Source organism: Delftia sp. CH05, assembly GCF_009827015.1.
In the GTDB taxonomy this organism is placed as follows: Bacteria; Pseudomonadota; Gammaproteobacteria; order Burkholderiales; family Burkholderiaceae_C; genus Comamonas; species Comamonas tsuruhatensis.
The window spans coordinates 24,747-41,702 of record NZ_WUMG01000055.1 but is presented as its reverse complement, the minus strand read 5'-3'; the positions used below and the strand labels follow the sequence as shown (position 1 = coordinate 41,702).

Sequence of the window (16,956 nt, the reverse complement as noted above, 5' to 3'; positions counted from 1 at the left end):
CCCATCCCACCCACCATGCCGCGCCCGCAGGCCCGCTGGTCCTTGAGGGGCGTGGCCTGACCATGCGCTTCGGCGGCCTGACGGCGGTGCAGGGCGTGGACATCCACCTGGCGGCGGGCGAGGTGCTGGGCATCATCGGGCCCAACGGCGCGGGCAAGTCCACCTTGCTGAACCTGCTGACCGGCATCTACCAGCCCACCGAGGGCGAGGTGCTGCTGCAAGGCCGCTCGCTCAAGGGCATGGCCGCGCACGACATCGCGGGCGCCGGCATTGCGCGCACCTTCCAGACCAGCCGGCTGTTCGGCTCGCTGAGCGTGCTGGACAACGTGATCATCGGCATGCACGCGCGCACCCGCTGCGGCGTGCTCACCGCGCTGCTGCGCCCGGCCGTCTCGCGCGCCGAGATGAAGCGCTGCGCCGAGCGCGCCTGCGCGCTGCTGCAAAGCGTGTCCAGCGACCTGCACCAGCGCCGCAACGTGCTGGCCAGCAGCCTGCCGCAGGCCGACCGCCGCCGCCTGGAGATTGCGCGCGCCCTGGCCGCCGAGCCCCGCATCGTGCTGCTGGACGAGCCCTCCAGCGGCATGGACGATCGCGACACCGATGCGCTGATCGCCGACATCCAGCGCCTGCGCGAAGGCAATCCGGCGCTGGGCTTCATCATCATCGAGCACGACATGCGGCTCATCGCCACCTTGCCGCACCGCGTGATGGTGCTGGACTACGGACGCAAGATCGGCGACGACAGCTTCGAGGCGGTGCGCCGGCTGCCGCGCGTGCAGGAAGCCTATCTGGGCAGAAAGGCCAGCCATGCTTGAACTGGACTCCATCAGCACGCGCTATGGCGTGGTGAACATGCTCAACCAGGTCTCGCTGCAGGTGCCCGAGCACAGCATCGTCTGCCTGCTGGGCCCCAACGGCGCGGGCAAGACCACCACCTTCAAGGCGATCGCGGGCCTGCTGCCCGTGCACCACGGCGCCATCCGTGTCATGGGCCAGCCGCTGGCGCGCATGCGCACCGAGGACCTGGCCGGCCTGGGCGTGGGCTTCGTGCCCGAAGGGCGGCGCCTGTTTGCCGAGCTGACCGTGCAGGAGAACCTGAAGATCGGCCACGACGCGCTGCGCCCGCAGCAGGGCTTTGCCCAGGCGCTGGAGCGCGTGGTGGCCCTGTTCCCCCGGGTGGGCGAGCGCCTGTCGCAGGCGGCGGGAACCCTGTCCGGCGGCGAGCAGGCCATGGTGGCGCTGGGCCGCGTACTCATGGGCGAGCCGCGCCTGGTGGTGATGGACGAGCCCACGCTGGGGCTGTCGCCCAAGCTCATCGAGGAGTACTTCGAGACGGTGCAGCGCATCCACAGCCAAGGCATCACCGTGCTGCTCATCGAGCAGAACGCCGAGGCGGCGCTGTCCATCGCCCACACCGGCTATCTGCTGCTCAAGGGCCAGCTGGTGGCCTCGGGCACGGCCAGCGAGCTGCTGGCCAACGACGTGGTGAAGCACCTGTACCTGTAGCGCCGCACGGGCGGCCTTCACCTCCTTCCCTTTTTTGTTGCGGACCACACCCAGGCAGCGGCACCGCGCCGATGCGGGACGGCCTGCGCCTTTTTTTCCTGAGAGACCCACACCATGACAGCTGAAATCCAAACCATCAACACGCTCGTGGTCGGCGCCGGGCAGGCCGGCATCGCGGCCAGCGAACACCTGAGCCAGCTTGGCGTAGAGCACCTGGTGCTGGAGCGCCAGCGCATCGCCCAGGCCTGGCGCACGGGGCGCTGGGACTCGCTGGTGGCCAACGGGCCGGCCTGGCATGACCGCTTTCCGGGCCTGGAGTTCAAGGGCGACCGCGACGGCTTTCCCGGCAAGGACGAGGTGGCCGACTACTTCGAGGACTATGTCCGCCAGATCAAGGCGCCCGTGCGCACCGGTGTGGAGGTCAGGCGGGTCACGCGCAACCAGGGCCGGCCGGGCTTCACGGTGGAAACGTCCGAGGGCGTGATCGAGGCCCGCAACGTGATCGCGGCCACGGGGCCGTTCCAGGTGCCGGTGATCCCGCCGATAGCGCCGGCTGCGCCGGCTGCGCCCGCCGATGGCCGCCTGCTGCAGATCCATTCCGCGCACTACCACCGCCCCGCGCAGCTGCCCGAAGGCGCCGTGCTGGTGGTGGGCGCAGGCTCCTCGGGCGTGCAGATTGCCGATGAACTGCAGCGCGCGGGCCGCAAGGTGTTTCTCTCGGTAGGCGCCCATGACCGGCCGCCGCGTGCCTACCGCGGCCGTGATTTCTGCTGGTGGCTGGGCGTGCTGGGCGAATGGGATGCGGCCATTGCCAAGCCCGGCCGCGAGCATGTGACCATTGCCGTCAGCGGCGCGCGCGGCGGCCACACCGTGGACTTTCGCGCGCTGGGCCACCAGGGCATCACCCTGGTGGGGCTGACCGAGTCCTTCGCCGATGGCAGTGTGCGCTTCCGGGACGACCTGGCCGAGAACATCGCCAACGGCGACGCCAACTACCTGGCCATGCTGGATGCGGCCGACGACTACATCCGCCGCAACGGCCTGGACCTGCCCGAGGAGCCCGAGGCGCGCAGGCGCCTGCCCGATCCCGAGTGCGTGCGCCATCCGCTGCGCGAACTCGACCTGGCCGCCGCAGGTATCACCTCCATCATCTGGGCCACGGGCTACAGGGTGGACTTCAGCTGGCTGCAGGTGGACAGCTTCGAGCCCGGCGGCAAGCCACGCCACCACCGCGGCGTGGGCCATGAGCCCGGCATCTACTTCCTGGGCCTGCCCTGGCTGTCGCGCCGTGGCTCGTCCTTCATCTGGGGCGTGTGGCATGACGCCAAGTTCGTGGCCGACCACATCGCCAAGCAGCGCCGCTACAGCGACTACGACGCCGCTGCCCGCAGCAGGTAGCAGGTAGCGCGCTCTGAGACACCTTCCCATCCACCCCCTGCAGAGGAGCCAGACCATGCCCACCCATACCCGCATCCGCATGTTCAACACCAAGGACACCTATCCCAACCAGTCGCTGGACAACGACCTGTGCCAGGCCGTGCGCGCCGGCAACACCGTCTATGTGCGCGGCCAGATCGGCACCGATTTCGAGGGCAACCTGGTCGGCCTGGGCGATCCGCAAAAGCAGGCCGAGCAGGCGATGAAGAACGTCAAGCAGCTGCTGGAGGAAGCGGGCAGCGACCTGTCGCACATCGTCAAGACCACCACCTACATCATCGACCCGCGCTACCGCGAGCCTGTCTACCGGGAAGTGGGCAAGTGGCTCAAGGGCGTGTTTCCCATCTCCACGGGGCTGTGCATCTCGGCCCTGGGGCAGCCGCAGTGGCTGATGGAGATCGACGTGATCGCGGTCATCCCCGATGACTGGCAGCCGCCGGCCAGCGCCTGAGCGTCAACCAAAGCAAGCACCTGGTACAGCTGCATCGGCAGGAGGAAGAAACCATGACTTTTTCGATTGTGGGGCGCTGCGAGCGCACCGGGCAGCTGGGCGTGGCCATCAGCTCGTCCAGCATTGCGGTGGGCGCGCGCTGCCCCTGGGTGCGCGCGGGCGTGGGCGTGGTGTCCACGCAGAACATCACGCTGCCCGCCCTGGGCCCGCGCGTGCTGGACCTGCTGGAGCAGGGCGCCGACCCCCAGGCCGCGCTGCGCCAGGCGCTGGACGACGGCAGCTGGCCCCAGTACCGCCAAGTCACCGTGGTGGACGCGCAGGGCCGCGCCGGCGTCTTCAGCGGCAGCCAGGCCCTGGGCATCTTCACCAGCGCCGTGGGGCGGCAGTGCGTGGCGGCCGGCAACCTGCTGGCCAGCGAACGCACCATCGAGGCCATGGTGCCGGCCTTCGAGCGCAGCGCGGCGCTGCCGCTGGCCGAGCGCCTGCTGGCCGCCATGCAGGCCGCCATGGCCGCGGGCGGCGAGGCCGGGCCCGTGCATTCGGCCGCGCTCAAGGTGGCGGGAGAGCACAGCTGGCCCATGGCGGACCTGCGCGTCGACTGGTCCGAGCACGATCCCATCGGCGCGCTGCAAAGCCTCTGGGCCGCCTACGCGCCGCAGATGCAGGACTACCAGACGCGCGCCATCGATCCCACGGCCGCGCCCAGCTACGGAGTGCCCGGCGATGAGTGAGGCGGCCGGGTAGCTGACACATCGCCTTGCCCGGGCGTGCGGGCGTGTCGCGGCACTGGCATCGCGTTCACTTGGCGTCTGAAATCACGGGGGTATCGGGCGTCCAGCATGTGGTGCGGTTGCGGCCATTGCGCTTGGAGAAATACATGGCGGCGTCGGCCCGCTCCAGGCAGCGCTCGACCGATGCCTCGCCCTCGTCCATGAGGCATACGCCCAGGCTCACGGTGAAGCGGATCGGGCTGTCCTGGCCCTGTACGGACACGGCCAGCGCCGCCACGGCCTCACGCAGGTTCTCCGCGCGCCGCAGTGCGGTCGGGGCGTCCACGTCCGTCAGCAAGACGGCGAATTCCTCGCCGCCCAGGCGGCCCAGCATGTCGCCCTGGCGCAGCTGCTTGGACACCGCGATCACCAGATGCCTGAGCACCTCGTCGCCCACGCCATGGCCGAAGCTGTCGTTGACGCGCTTGAAATGGTCGATATCCAGCATGATCAGTGCCGACGGATGGCTCAGTCCCAGGCGCAGGTGCTCCAGCTCCGACTCCATGCGCGTGATGAAGGCCCGCCGGTTGCTGGCACCCGTGAGCGCATCGGTCAATGCCAGGGCTTCGAGCTGCGTTTCGCGCCTCTTGTAGTCGGTCACGTCGTGGAATACCCAGCAGTAGCCAAGCAGTCGCTCCTGCCTGCGAAGCGGCAGCAGCTCCGTTTCTATATGGCGGCCGTTGGACAGGGCAAAGATCGTTCGTTGCGACAGGGCGCCTGCCCCCGGTTGCGGTGCAGGCTGCAAGGCCGTTGCCATGGCCGGGGGCAAATAGGACAGCAAGGTCTGCAGGCTTTTCCCCACAAGGTCCGTGGCGGACAGCGGCAGCTCGAACAGGTCCACCAGCATTGCGTTGCTTGCCCTGATGCACTGCCCCGCATCGTCGGTCACCAGGATGCCCGACGGAAATTTCTCGATGATGGCCTCCAGCCGCTGCTGTACCTGGTGCAATGCGCTTTCCGCCTGATGGCGGGCATCTACGTCGAACAGTGTCCAGATCACATTGCCCTGGGGATCTTCGGGGTCCAGCAGTGCGCCCTGCATGTCGAACCAGCGCATGTGGCCACCCTTGACCTTCAGTGCCCACTCGGTACGCACCGTGCCCTTCAGGCTCAGGCGCTCGTACAGCGATGCGAAGCTGTCGAAACTGTCGCTGGACGGATGCAGCTGCTGGAATGAGCACTGCGGCTCGAGCGCGCCCGCGGCAAGGCCGAAGCACTCGGCTGCCCGGGCATTGGCGTAGACGATGCTGCGGCGATGGCTGGCGACAAGCACCAGGGCGCTTCCGCGCTCCAGCAGGGCGCTCACCATATGGGTCTGCTCCACCCGTTCCTGGATATCGGTGTGCATTCCCAGCATGCGCAGTGCCTTGTTGTCGGCATCGCGCAGGGTCACTTCCCCGCGCGATTCGATCCATCGCCAGGAGCCATCGGCCTGCCTTATGCGCATCTCGACACGGAATGGGTCGCCGTGTTCGAGGTGGCGCCTGAGCCGTTCCTGGACGCGAGGCTGGTCCAGTGGGTGCAGCAGATGCATGAAGCCGGCCACGGTGAACGAACCGAGTGCCTGGTCCGGCATGCCCAGCATCTGGTAGCAGCGGGCATCCCACAGCACCTGGTCGTGTTCGCGGTCCCACTGCCAAAGTCCGTCACGCACGGCACCGATGGTCAGCCGCAGCCGCTCCTCGCTCTCGTGAAGCGCCTTGCGCAGGCTTTCGTCCTGGGTGACATCGAGGATGTAGCCATGCCAGAGCACGGTTGCGTCTTCAGTGCGTTGCGGGCGTGCATGGCCCTGCAGCCAGCGCACGGAGCCATCGGCGGACTGTACGCGGTACTTGCAGGCCCAGTCCCCCTGGCTGCGCATCGCTTCGTCGATGGACCGCCTGAGCGCCGAGATATCTTCCGGATGAACCCGCTGTGCCAGGTCCTGCAAGGCAGTGTCTGCCGTATCCGGATCGATGCAGTGCATGGCATAAAAGCCGGGGTTGGCAAACGACAGAGCGTAGTGGCCGGCAGGGTCCCAGCTGTACTGGAACAGGCCGCCCGGCACTTCCTGCGACAGGAGATGAAAGCGCTCTTCGGACTGGACCCGCTGGTCCTCCTCCCGCCAGCGCTGGAACGCCAGCCAGGCCGTCAGCATCCCGCCCAGAAAAATCAGCAGCGTGCCTATGCCGTTGCGCCACAGGCTCTGCCGTATGGTCTCGTTGAGCGGGCCGAACACGGCCTCGTGGTCCAGCCCCGTGCTCACCAGTATCGGAAAGCCGCTGACGCGGCTCCAGGCATACATGCGCTGTATTCCGTCGGTGCTCGCCAGCACCTCGTAGGTGCCATGCGTGACATCGGGGGCAAACAGCGCCACCCGCTTCGCGGGCAACTGGCGACCGAGCACCCGATCCTGGTTCTGCGAGCGTGCAAGATAGGTGCCGTCCTCGCGCAGCAGCAAGATCACGTCGCGCGGGCTGTCGAAGATGGCCTGCAACTGCCGCGACAGGTACTGCGGCGACAGCGACACCACCAGCACGCCCGCAAACGCGCCACGGTGGTGCAGGGCGCGGCTCAGCTGGATACCCCATTGCCCGGAGACCCGTCCCTGTACCGGACGGCCAATGAAGGTTCCCTGCGTCAGGCCCTTCAGATGCGCCTGGAAATGTTCGCGGTCGAAAATGGACACGCCCTGCGCAGGCGGCTCCGAGGCTGCCAGGCTCGAATACACCACCTGGCCCTTCGCATCGGCCACGGCCACCTGGACGATGGTGCCGGGCGGATAGGCCTCCTGGACGCTGGCGACGGCCCGCCCGAACGCCTCGGAGTCACCCGACTCGTAGTCCTGGGCCAGGTCCCGCAGGGAATAGTTCAGGCCCGACAGCATGGTCCCGGCCTGCGCGGAAACCGCCTGGGACATCTGCGAGACGCGCAGCCATGCCTGATCCTGTGTGTAGCGCTGCATGTACTGGTGGCTGGCCAGCAACGCGGCCCAGTACAGCCCCGCTGCGAGCGCCATCAAGCAGACGCCTGCAATGACGGCCAACGATGTTCTTGCGTGCGAGCGCGAGGAAAGGGCGGGACGATGGATAGCGGTGGAACGAGAAGACATGCAACGCAGCGAGACAAGAAAAAAGATCTGCAACGCCAGCTGTCAACCGCAATGGCCCACCGATACAGCGCCCCGCACGCCACAGCGCTCGAGACGCAGGTCCTGCCTGCCGGTGGGCCAGAGCAACCGATATGACTCTGTGAATACGTCGCTCTATAAGCATGCTAACTCAGATGGGGGCCCGCGCGATAGCCAGCAAGTCAGGGCAGCAGCCGGCGCGCAGCCTATCTGCGCGTCCCGGATGTCTGGGGTGTCTTGGGTGTCTTGGGCGCCCCGGTCCTGGCAGCGTCCTGGACCTGCCCGGGCTGCGCCTGTGGAAACACCCGCGCGCACAGGAAGTCCACCAGTGCCCGCAGCTTGGGCGAGGGGTGCCTGCTGGCGGGCCACAGCACGTGGAAGACGTTGGTGTGCTCCATGCAGTCCGCCAGCACGGGCTGCAGCCGGCCGTCGGCCAGCGGCTCGCGGATGGAGAACTCCGGCAGGTAGGCGATGCCCAGGCCCTGCAGCGCAAAGCACAGCCGGGTTTCGATGTTGTTGCAGATCATAGAGGTGGGCAGCTGCAGCTCGGGCGCGCCCGCTGCGCGCCGCAGCACCCAGGGCTCCAGCTTGCCGCTGTGGGGGTAGCGGTAGTGCAGGCAGCTGTGCTGCAGCAGATCCTCGGGCACCCGGGGCGTGCCGCGCTGCGCCAGGTAGCCGGGCGAGGCCACCAGCAGGTAGCCGAAGGCACCCAGCCGGCGCGCGGACAGGCGTGAGTCGGCGGGCGCGCCCGTGCGCACCACGGCGTCGAAGCCGTCCTCGATCACATCGACCAGCTGGTCGGTGAAGTCCAGGTCCAGCTCGATCTCGGGATAGGCGCGCATGAACTCTCCCAGCACCGGCAGCACCAGCGAGCTGACCAGGGGCAGGCTGACCCGCAGCCGGCCACGCGGCGCGGCGCTGGCCTGCGACAGCTCCAGCTGTGCGGCCTCGATCTCGGCCAGGATGCGCCGGCTGCGCTCCAGGAACAGCGTGCCCTCGGCCGTCAGCGTGATGCTGCGCGTGCTGCGGTGGAACAGGCGCACGCCCAGCCGGTCCTCCAGCCGCGCCACGCTCTTGCCGATGGCCGATGCCGAGACTCCCATCAGCCGGCCTGCCGCCACGAAGCTGCGGGTCTCGGCGACCTGCACGAACACCAGGAAACCGTTGAGGCTGTCCAAGGCCACTCCTTCATTGCGGACAGAAAGCTCCGCATAACCCGGAAATCTACCCCACTTTTTCTTTAATCGAGGGCTTTCTATCGTCAGGACCCTGTTCATTGATCCCGGGAATTCCCATGACGATTGCCCTTTCTGCAGCGCCTTCAGCACCTGCTGCGCTGCCTGCAGCCCCGTTGAACTCGCCCCTGTCCGACCGCATCCAGGCCGTGGTCCGGCAGGCGCTTGAGGCGCAGCGCCTGGTCGGCGCCGTGGTGCTGGTGGCGCGTGGCGGCGCGCTGGTCCACCGCCAGGCCGCAGGCTGGGCCGACCGCGAGCGCGGGCTGCCCATGGCCGTGGATGCGGTGTTCCGCCTGGCCTCGGCGAGCAAGCCCATTGTTTCGGCGGCGGCCCTGGTGCTTGTGGCGCAGGGCCGGCTCGGTCTGGATGAGGGCGTGGACCGCTGGCTGCCGCAGTTCCGGCCCCGGCTGGCCGATGGCCGGCCGGCGCGCATCACCGCGCGGCAGCTTCTCAGCCACACGGCGGGGCTGGGCTACCGCTTCTTCGAGGCCGACGCACAGGGCCCTTATGCGCTGGCCGGTGTATCGGACGGCATGGATGGCTCGGGCATCAGCCTGGCGGAGAACCTGCGCCGCATCGCCAGCGTGCCCCTGCGGTACGAGCCTGGCACGGCCTGGGGCTACTCGCTGGCCACCGATGTGCTGGGCGCCCTCATTGAACAGGTGCACGGCAGGCCGCTGGAGCAGGCCGTGCGCGACCTTGTGGCCGGGCCGCTGGGCATGGCCGATACCGGCTTTGCCGTGACAGATGCGCTGGCCGCACGGCGCGTGGCCACGGCCTATGTCAGCGATGTGCCGCAGCCCCATCCGCTGGCCGAGGGCGAGACCGTGTCGCCCTTCGAGGGTGCCATCGGCATCCCGTTCAGCCCGGCCCGCATCTTCAATGCGCGGGCCTTTGCCTCGGGAGGTGCGGGCATGGCCGGCACGGCCGGCGACTTCCTGCGCCTGCTGGAGGCCCTGCGCCAGGGCGGCGGAACGCTCCTGCCCGACGCGCTGGTCGCCGAGATGGCGCGCGACCAGACGGGCGGGCTGGAGCTGCCCGATGCGCCCGGGTTCGGCTTCGGACTGGGCTTTTCCGTGCTGCGCGATCCGGCGCTGGCCGCGTCGCCCGAGTCGGCGGGCACCTGGCGCTGGGGCGGGGCCTACGGGCATTCCTGGTTCGTGGACCGGGCACAGGAACTCAGTGTCGTGGCCTTCACCAACACCTTGTACGAGGGCATGTCGGGGCGCTTCGTCAACGATTTGCGCGACGCGGTCTACGGGGTTTGTGAGGTCCACGGGGCTTCGGGAGAGCCGCAATGAACGGAACAAGCCAGGACCGTCTGCCCGTTGCCTCCCTGCTGGCGCTGGCCATGGCAGCCTTCATCACCATATTGACGGAGGCGCTGCCGGCGGGCCTGCTGCCGCAGATGGCCCAGGGCCTGGCCGTGACCGAGGCCTGGGTGGGCCAGACCGTCACCCTCTACGCCATAGGCTCCCTGGTGGCCGCCATACCGCTGACGGCCGCCACGCAGGGCATGCGCCGCCGCCCCCTGCTGCTGGCGGCGATCGCGGGTTTTGTCGTCGCCAACACGGTCACGGCCTTGTCCACGCACTTTGCGCTGACCCTGGTGGCGCGCTTTCTGGCGGGGGTCTCGGCCGGGCTGCTTTGGGCGCTGCTGGCCGGCTACGCGGCACGCATGGTGCCCGGCCATCTCAAGGGCCGCGCCATCGCCATTGCCATGGTGGGCACGCCGCTGGCGCTGTCGCTGGGCGTGCCGGCCGGCACCGTGCTGGGCCAACTGGTGGGCTGGCGGCTGTGCTTCGGACTCATGAGCGTGCTGGCGCTGGTGCTCATGGTCTGGGTGCGCGCCCGCCTGCCCGACTTCGCGGGGCAGGCGGCAGGCCGCCACCTGCCGCTGCGGCGCGTGTTCACCCTGGCGGGCGTGCGCCCCGTGCTGTTCGTGGTGCTGGCCTTCGTGCTGGCGCACAACATTCTCTACACCTATATCGCGCCCTTCCTGGCGGAGGCGGGCATGGCCGCGCGCACGGACCTGGTGCTGCTGGTGTTCGGCGCCACCTCCGTGCTGGGCATCTGGATCACCGGCGTGCTGATCGACCGCCACCTGCGCGCGCTCACGCTGGCCAGCATTGCTCTGTTTGCACTGTCCACGCTGATGCTGGGCGTGGCCGCAGATGCGCCGGCCCTGGTGTATGCGGCGGTGGCCGTCTGGGGCCTGGCCTTTGGCGGCGCCGCCACGCTGCTGCAGACCGCCATTGCCCACACGGCGGGCGAGGCCGCCGACGTGGCGCAGTCCATGCTGGTCACGGCCTGGAACCTGGCGATTGCCGGCGGCGGCATCGTGGGCGGCCTGCTGCTGGCGCGCATGGGCGTGGGCGCCTTCACGCCCGTGCTGCTGGCGCTGCTGGGCGCATCGCTGGCCGTGGTGTGGGCGGCCAGGCGGCATGGGTTTCCTGCGGTTTGCAGGTAGGTAGGGAGGGAGCAGGACGCGGCCTGCCCGCCTCAGGGGAACTCAGAGGTGCCAGGCTGCCGCTGAAGCGCTTCATTGCGCTGGCCCAGCCAGCCCAGCAACTGGCCCTTGTCCATGGGCCGGGCAACGTGATAGCCCTGTCCCTCCTGGCAGCCCATGGTGCGCAGGGCCTGCCAGGCGCTGGCGTCCTCTATGCCTTCGGCCAGTACCTGCAGGCCGAGCTTGCGGCCCAGCTGGGCGATCATTTCGGCGATGCGCGCTTCCTGTGATTCGCCAAGCTGGCGCACGAAGCTGCGGTCGATCTTGATGCGGTCCAGCGGCAGGCGCTCCAGGTAGCTCAGCGAGGAGTAGCCGGTGCCGAAGTCGTCGATGGCAATGGTCACGCCCAGCGTGCGCAGGGCGCTGAGCGTGGCCTGCAGCAGCTGGGTGGGCAGGACCGCGACGGATTCGGTGATCTCCAGCTCCAGCTGCGCGCCCTGCAGGCCGTGCTCGGCCAGGGCATGGCGCACCGTCTGCAGGAAGCCCGGGTCCTGCAGCTGCACGGTGGAGACGTTGACGGCCATGCGCCGGGGCGCGCGGCCGGCGTCCAGCAGTTCGCGCATGGTGCGGCAGGCCGTGGCCAGCACCCATTGGCCCAGCGGCACGATGAGGCCCGAATGTTCGGCCACCGGAATGAAGCGGTCGGGCGGCACGAAGCTGCCGTCCTGCCGTGGCCAGCGCAGCAGGGCCTCCAGGCCGACCAGGGCATGGGTTTCCAGGTCCACCTGGGGCTGGTAGACCAGGAAGAGCTGGGCGCCGTCGATGGCCGCGCGCAGGTCGGACAGCAGCAGGGCGCGGTCGCGCGCCTCCATGCCCATGTGCTCGGAGTACTCCAGCAGCTGGCCCCGGTGGTCGCGCTTGGCGCGCTTGAGGGCGATGGTGGCGTCCTTGACCAGGTCGGTGCCGGCCTGGCGTTCACGGGGCAGGTGCACGTAGCCGCAGGTCAGCGAGACCTTGTGCGGCACGCCGTCCACGGCCAGGGGCTGGCGCGCGCAGTCCAGCAGCTGGCCCAGGGCCACTTCCCTTGTGGGGCCCAGGATGCCGAAGGTGTCCGAGCCCACGCGCGCCAGCAGCACGCCGGCGGGCAGGGCGCCGGCTAGGCGGCGGGCCATGGCTTCGAGCAGGCGGTCGCCGAAGCGGTGGCCCATCACGTCGTTGGTGGCGCTGAAGTCGTCGATGTCCACCAGGGCCAGCACATGGTCCTGCGTGCCGCGCCACACGCATTCATCCACTTTTTCCACGAAGTGGGCGCGGTTGGGCAGGCAGACCAGGGGGTCGAAGTAGGCGGACTGGTGCAGGCGCTCCAGCAGGCCGCGGTTGTGCAGCAGCGTGCGCAGGTTGGCGCAGAAGACTTCGAGCAGCTGGCGGTCCAGTGCGCTGTGCGAGGCCGGCGCGTCGATGAAGACGGCCATGTCCTGCTCGTCTCCCCGGCCTATGTACAGGGCCACGCCGCGTTGCACGCCGTAGATGTTGCGGCGGGTCTGCAGCGCCTGGCGCAGCAGGCGCAGCCCGCGCGAGGCCAGCACGGTGGCGATGGGCTGGTCGATGAGCCGGGCGAATGGCCCCGTGGCCGCGAGCACGCGGTAGGGCTCGGCCGGGTGCGTGCCCTCCGAGCAGACCAGGCCTTCGCTGGCCACGCCCAGCAAGGTGGCCAGCTGGGTGATCACGCCGCGTGCGAAGGCGTGCAGATTGGTTTCCTCCAGCAGCGAGGCGCTGGAGCGCACCATCAGCTCCAGGCTGCGGCGGTTGGCCTCGATGGCGCACAGCTGCTCGTAGGAGCGCACGGCGGTCACCACGATGGCCAGCAGCCGGTCGGGCGTGAGTTCGGTCTTGGTGCGGCAGTCGTTGATGTCGTAGCGCAGCAGGGTTTCCAGATCGGGCGCCTGGCCCGGGCGGCCGGTGCGCAGCACGATGCGGCTGTTGCGCAGGCCGGCCGTGTAGCGGATGAAATCCACCAGATCCAGCCCGGCGCCCGTGCCGTCGGTCACGGCGTCGAGCACCACCACGGCCAGGTCCTGCTCGCTGCGCAGCAGATTGCGCGCCTGCGTGCCGGAGCGGGCGTAGAGGAACACCAGCGGCCGGCCGAACAGGCTGTGGCCTTCCAGCGCCAGGCGGAAGGCGGCGTGCACATCGGGGTCGCTGTCCACGATCAGCACCCGCCATTCAGGCCCGGGCACGGGCGATGGCGGGGGCGGCTGCAAAGCCGGCTGCAGGAGGGCGGAAGCAGGGGCGGGCGCCCTGGGCGCCCGTGCGCGCATCACGAAACTCATGCCTCAGCCCTGTCTGTGTCCGCGCCGCTCAGGCCGTGGCATGGTCTGCCGCGCGCACGACCTGGTTGCGCCCGCTGCGCTTGGCGGCGTACAGCGCCTCGTCGGCCAGGCTGTAGGCCTCGTCGAAGCGGCCGCCGCTCGGGCGCCAGCTCACGCCGAAGCTGGCCGTGATGCAGCTGGCGTCAGGCAGGCCGAAGGGATGGGCCTCGATGGCGGCGCGCACCTGCTCGGCCACGCGCACGGCGCCGTCGCTGTCGTGCTGGGGCAGCAGCACGGTGAATTCCTCGCCGCCCACGCGGCCGATGTGGGCCGTGTCCGGCACGGCGGCCTTGAGACAGCGCACCACGCCCAGGATCACGCTGTCGCCCACGGGGTGGCCGAAGCTGTCGTTCACGCGCTTGAAGTGGTCTATGTCCAGCACGATCAGGGCCAGGCCCTGCTGGGTGAAGTGGCGGTTCACGCGCTCGATGATGGCCGCGCGGTTGAGCACGCCGGTCAGCGGGTCGTGCGTGGCGCGGTACTCCAGCTCGCCGGCCAGCTCCTGCAGGCGCTGGTTGAGCTGGGTCATCTCCAGCTCGGCGCGGTCGCTGCGGCGCACCAGCCGGCGCGTTTCGCGCAGCAGGCGGTCATAGGCGGCCAGCAGCGCGCCCAGGGCCTGGTGGCAGGCCCGGGCGCCGGCCTCCTCGCCCAGCTCGTGGGCCGCGCGGGCCGCCAGCAGGGCCCGGTGCTCGGCATCGAAAAGATCTGCAGGAGCGGCGCAGGCGGCGGGTGCTGCCACGGTGTCCATCACGCGGCCTTCACGGGATGGCCGGTGAAGGCAATGGCGGCAAAGTCGTCGCGCAGCTCCTCGCCGAATTCGCAGATGGTGTCGTCTTCCTCGTCGTAGTACCAGTGCAGGGCCACGGTGCGGCCGGCCTCGGCGGCCTCGCTCAGCGCCTCGATGAGGTTGAACAGCATCTTGGTGCTGGAGCTGTTGAAGTAGGCCAGCGCGATGTGCACCTGGATCGGTGCCTGCTGCTGCGCGGGCTGCGCCAGGGCCAGGTAGTCCTGCAGGCGGGTGAGGATGCCGCCATAGAAGGCGGCGGCGTTCTCCGGATAGGACTCGCCACGCAGGTGCAGCGTGTGCGTGTCGAACCGGAAGTCCACTTCCGGGGAGCTGGGGGTCGGAGCGATGTAGAGGTTGTCCATGCGTGATCTCGGTGCGTTGTCCGTGCCTGCGCGCCCGGCCTGTCCAGGTCCGGTGCCGGAGCGTTCCTGGCTGGCCGGTGCGGCTCAGAGCGTGGCTTTCAGGTAGAAGACGGGACGACCGTCCACGGTCTGGGCGGGATCGAAGTCGAACTGCAGCGGCTCGCGCGCATCGCGGGCCAGGGTCAGGAAACCCATGCCCGCGCCCTTGCTGCCTTCGGGCGCGTCGTCGCGCAGCGACTGGCGGCAGGCCTTCTTGATCTCGTCCAGGGTCATGCTGCGCAGGGCGTCGAGCTTGGCGCGCAGCGCCTCGCCCATGCCGGGCTCGATGGGGTTGGCGCACAGCAGCACGAAGCTGCCGTCGTCCTCGCGGCGGATGCAGACCGCGCCGTGGCGCAGCTCGCCATCGTCTTGGTGGGGCGGGGTCAGGGCATCGGCCGAGTAATGGATGATGTTCTGCGCCATCTCCACGAAGGACGAGAACAGCTTGCGCCGCGTGGGGCCGGGCACGCCGGCCACTTCCAGCTGCAGCCGCACGGCCTCGGCCATGGCCGCGACGATGTTCTGCGAGAAGTAGCCCACGTAGTAGAAGATCACCTGGTGCTGGCGCGCCAGGTGGAAGAAGCTGCCGTACTTGTCGGCGATCTGTGCTTGGGGCATGGGAGGCATTCAGGTTCTGAAGCAGAAGAAGGTCAGGTCGTCACGGCGGTGGTGCTCGCCTTGCCAGGCCTGCAGGGCGTCCAGCAGGGCGCGGTTGATCTCGGCGGGCGTGCGGCCGGCCTGCTCCAGCAGCAGCTCGCGCAGGCGCTTCTTGCCGAAGGTGATGCCGCGCGGGCCGCCGACCTGGTCGATCAGGCCGTCGGTGGTGGTGAAGACCAGGGTGCCTGCGGGCAGCTCCAGGTCGATGTTGTTCCAGGCGAAGTCGAATTCGCTGTCCACATAGCCCACGCCCTTGCGCTGGCCGTCCACCACCTCCACCGCCTCGGCGCCGGGGCGCAGCAGGAACAGCGACAGGCGCGCGCCTGCAAAGCGCAGGCGACGGTGCGCGGGCTCGAACCAGAAGCAGGCCGCGTCCAGCCCGTCGTCCGAGCCCGGCGTGCCGTCCTTGCCGTCGAGCTGGCCCAGCATCTGCTTGACGCTGCGGTTCACATGGCCCAGCAGCGCGGCCGGGTCGCGCGGGCCGTGTTCCTTGATGGCCTGGCCCAGGCTGCTGGTGGCGATCAGCGTCATGAAGGCGCCGGGCACGCCGTGGCCCGTGCAATCGGCCACGGTGGCAAACCAGCCATCGCCGTCCTGGCTGAACTGGTAGAAGTCGCCGCCGACCACGTCGCGCGGCTCCCAGACCAGGTCGGCGCCGGGGCAGGCGCGTGCCAGGGCCTCGCGCGAGCTGCGCAGCAGCGACTGCTGGATCACGCTGGCGTATTCGATGCTGTGCATGATCTGGCGGTTGCGCGCCACCTGCATGTCCGCCACCGCACGCATCAGCTGCAGGCCGTGGCCCACGCCCGCGAACAGGCCGCCGCGCGTGATGATGAAGCCGTCGGTCAGCGCCTTTTCGCCGTACTCCACGGTCTTCACGGTCAGGGTGTCGATGTCGGTGGAGGCATCGACCACCAGCGGCTCCTTGTCCATGAAGGCGATGCAGCTCTTCTTGCCGTACAGCTCCATGCGAAACGGCTTGCTGAACTGCGACAGGAAGATGCTGCGGTTGATCAGGCCGATGGGGCGGTCGCCCTCCACCACGGGCAGGCTGGCCAGATCGCGGTGGCGCGTGAAGACCTCGAGCACCTTCTCGTTGGTCTCGTCGGCGGTCATGCAGGGGACGGGGGTGCACAGGTCCGCGGCGCTGGGTGGGCGGAAACGGGGCCGGGAATCGCTCAGGTAGGCGCGGGACTCATCCATGGAATGCACATCGCAAAATTGTTAGGGAATGTTACGATCTCCCTGTTTCAGTTTTGTGACGCGGATGGGCCTGAGGGGCAGGCACCTCTTTGGAGGACTGTGAGCCGACAGCCTTCGTCCTGGCGCGGCATGGCCGTTCGCGGCCTGGGGCTGCCGTCCATGCAGGCCATCGGGGTGGACAGGCAGCCTCGCTTCAGCTCAAGCCTTCGGCGCGCCGCCTGACCGCGTCCTCGTGCAGCGACTCGCTGAGCTGGTCGACCACGATGGCCCAAGAGGCATCGGCCTTGAGCTGCTCGGCCAGGAACTGGCGCTGCGCATCGCTCCAGTAGGGCGCATCCACCACATCCACATCGGCGGCCAGCTGGTGCGCGCGGATGAAATCGGCAATGGCCTGGTCACTGGCATCCAGGCCCAGCTGCAGGAAGAGATTGGACATGCGTACGACGGAGTTGTTCATGAAGGCGTGTGGATGTGTGTGGGATGAGAGGGCGCTATCTTCCCCGATTTGACCGGCCCTGCGGACCGGTTGCTGTCGTTCGTTGCGCGGGTAGGTGCAGGCTGACAGCCTGCCGCGCTCCGGGC

15 protein-coding genes are annotated in these 16,956 nt (G+C 69.0%); 7 read left to right on the top strand and 8 right to left on the bottom strand.

Annotated features, from left to right (window positions below):
- The 5 genes from GRX31_RS26895 to GRX31_RS26875 all read left to right on the top strand — a co-directional run.
- Positions 1-815 (top strand): ABC transporter ATP-binding protein (locus GRX31_RS26895; protein ID WP_202396730.1); only part of this gene is annotated, 815 nt, incomplete at its 5' end.
- Complete coding sequence (locus GRX31_RS26890) at positions 808-1,506, top strand: ABC transporter ATP-binding protein (protein ID WP_016448200.1); 699 nt, start codon at positions 808-810, stop codon at positions 1,504-1,506. The genes GRX31_RS26895 and GRX31_RS26890, both read left to right, overlap by 8 nt.
- Positions 1,507-1,620: 114 nt before the next feature.
- Complete coding sequence (locus tag GRX31_RS26885; protein ID WP_160855683.1) at positions 1,621-2,904, top strand: flavin-containing monooxygenase; 1,284 nt, start codon at positions 1,621-1,623, stop codon at positions 2,902-2,904.
- Between the two features lie 55 nt (positions 2,905-2,959).
- On the top strand, positions 2,960-3,394 hold the full coding sequence (locus tag GRX31_RS26880) for a RidA family protein (RefSeq protein WP_012204875.1): 435 nt from the start codon (positions 2,960-2,962) through the stop codon (positions 3,392-3,394).
- Between the two features lie 53 nt (positions 3,395-3,447).
- The gene (locus GRX31_RS26875; protein WP_160855681.1) at positions 3,448-4,125 is read left to right on the top strand and encodes a DUF1028 domain-containing protein; all 678 of its coding nucleotides are present in this window, start codon (positions 3,448-3,450) and stop codon (positions 4,123-4,125) included.
- Between the two features lie 67 nt (positions 4,126-4,192).
- Here the strand turns inward: GRX31_RS26875 and GRX31_RS26870 are convergent, their stop codons facing one another.
- Both GRX31_RS26870 and GRX31_RS26865 read right to left on the bottom strand, forming a co-directional pair.
- Positions 4,193-7,162: a diguanylate cyclase gene (locus GRX31_RS26870; RefSeq protein WP_160855679.1), complete on the bottom strand. Its 2,970-nt coding sequence runs from the start codon at positions 7,160-7,162 to the stop codon at positions 4,193-4,195.
- A gap of 317 nt (positions 7,163-7,479) precedes the next feature.
- Complete coding sequence (locus GRX31_RS26865) at positions 7,480-8,451, bottom strand: LysR family transcriptional regulator (RefSeq protein ID WP_160855677.1); 972 nt, start codon at positions 8,449-8,451, stop codon at positions 7,480-7,482.
- 116 nt (positions 8,452-8,567) lie between these two features.
- On the opposite strand from GRX31_RS26865, the gene GRX31_RS26860 reads away from it, so the two are divergent.
- Positions 8,568-9,809, top strand: a complete 1,242-nt coding sequence (locus tag GRX31_RS26860) for a serine hydrolase domain-containing protein (RefSeq protein ID WP_160855675.1) — start codon at positions 8,568-8,570, stop codon at positions 9,807-9,809.
- A complete protein-coding gene (locus GRX31_RS26855; RefSeq protein WP_160855673.1) occupies positions 9,806-10,978 on the top strand; it encodes an MFS transporter in 1,173 nt (390 codons plus the stop codon). Before GRX31_RS26860 ends, GRX31_RS26855 begins: the two co-directional genes overlap by 4 nt.
- A gap of 32 nt (positions 10,979-11,010) precedes the next feature.
- Here GRX31_RS26855 and GRX31_RS26850 read toward each other — a convergent pair whose 3' ends face one another.
- From GRX31_RS26850 to GRX31_RS26825, 6 genes are all read right to left on the bottom strand, one after another.
- A complete protein-coding gene (locus GRX31_RS26850) occupies positions 11,011-13,287 on the bottom strand; it encodes a putative bifunctional diguanylate cyclase/phosphodiesterase (protein WP_160855671.1) in 2,277 nt (758 codons plus the stop codon).
- A 28-nt stretch (positions 13,288-13,315) separates the two neighbouring features.
- Positions 13,316-14,074, bottom strand: a complete 759-nt coding sequence (locus GRX31_RS26845) for a GGDEF domain-containing protein (RefSeq protein WP_016448192.1) — start codon at positions 14,072-14,074, stop codon at positions 13,316-13,318.
- Positions 14,074-14,475: a DUF1987 domain-containing protein gene (locus tag GRX31_RS26840; protein ID WP_016448191.1), complete on the bottom strand. Its 402-nt coding sequence runs from the start codon at positions 14,473-14,475 to the stop codon at positions 14,074-14,076. Before GRX31_RS26840 ends, GRX31_RS26845 begins: the two co-directional genes overlap by 1 nt.
- Positions 14,476-14,559: 84 nt before the next feature.
- Positions 14,560-15,132: a SiaB family protein kinase gene (locus GRX31_RS26835; RefSeq protein ID WP_016448190.1), complete on the bottom strand. Its 573-nt coding sequence runs from the start codon at positions 15,130-15,132 to the stop codon at positions 14,560-14,562.
- Positions 15,133-15,141: 9 nt separating this feature from the next.
- Complete coding sequence (locus GRX31_RS26830) at positions 15,142-16,374, bottom strand: SpoIIE family protein phosphatase (protein WP_016448189.1); 1,233 nt, start codon at positions 16,372-16,374, stop codon at positions 15,142-15,144.
- Positions 16,375-16,567: 193 nt separating this feature from the next.
- Positions 16,568-16,831 (bottom strand): DUF2789 domain-containing protein, encoded by a 264-nt coding sequence (locus GRX31_RS26825; RefSeq protein WP_034364437.1) that lies wholly within the window; start codon positions 16,829-16,831, stop codon positions 16,568-16,570.
- Between the last annotated feature and the right edge of the window lie 125 nt (positions 16,832-16,956).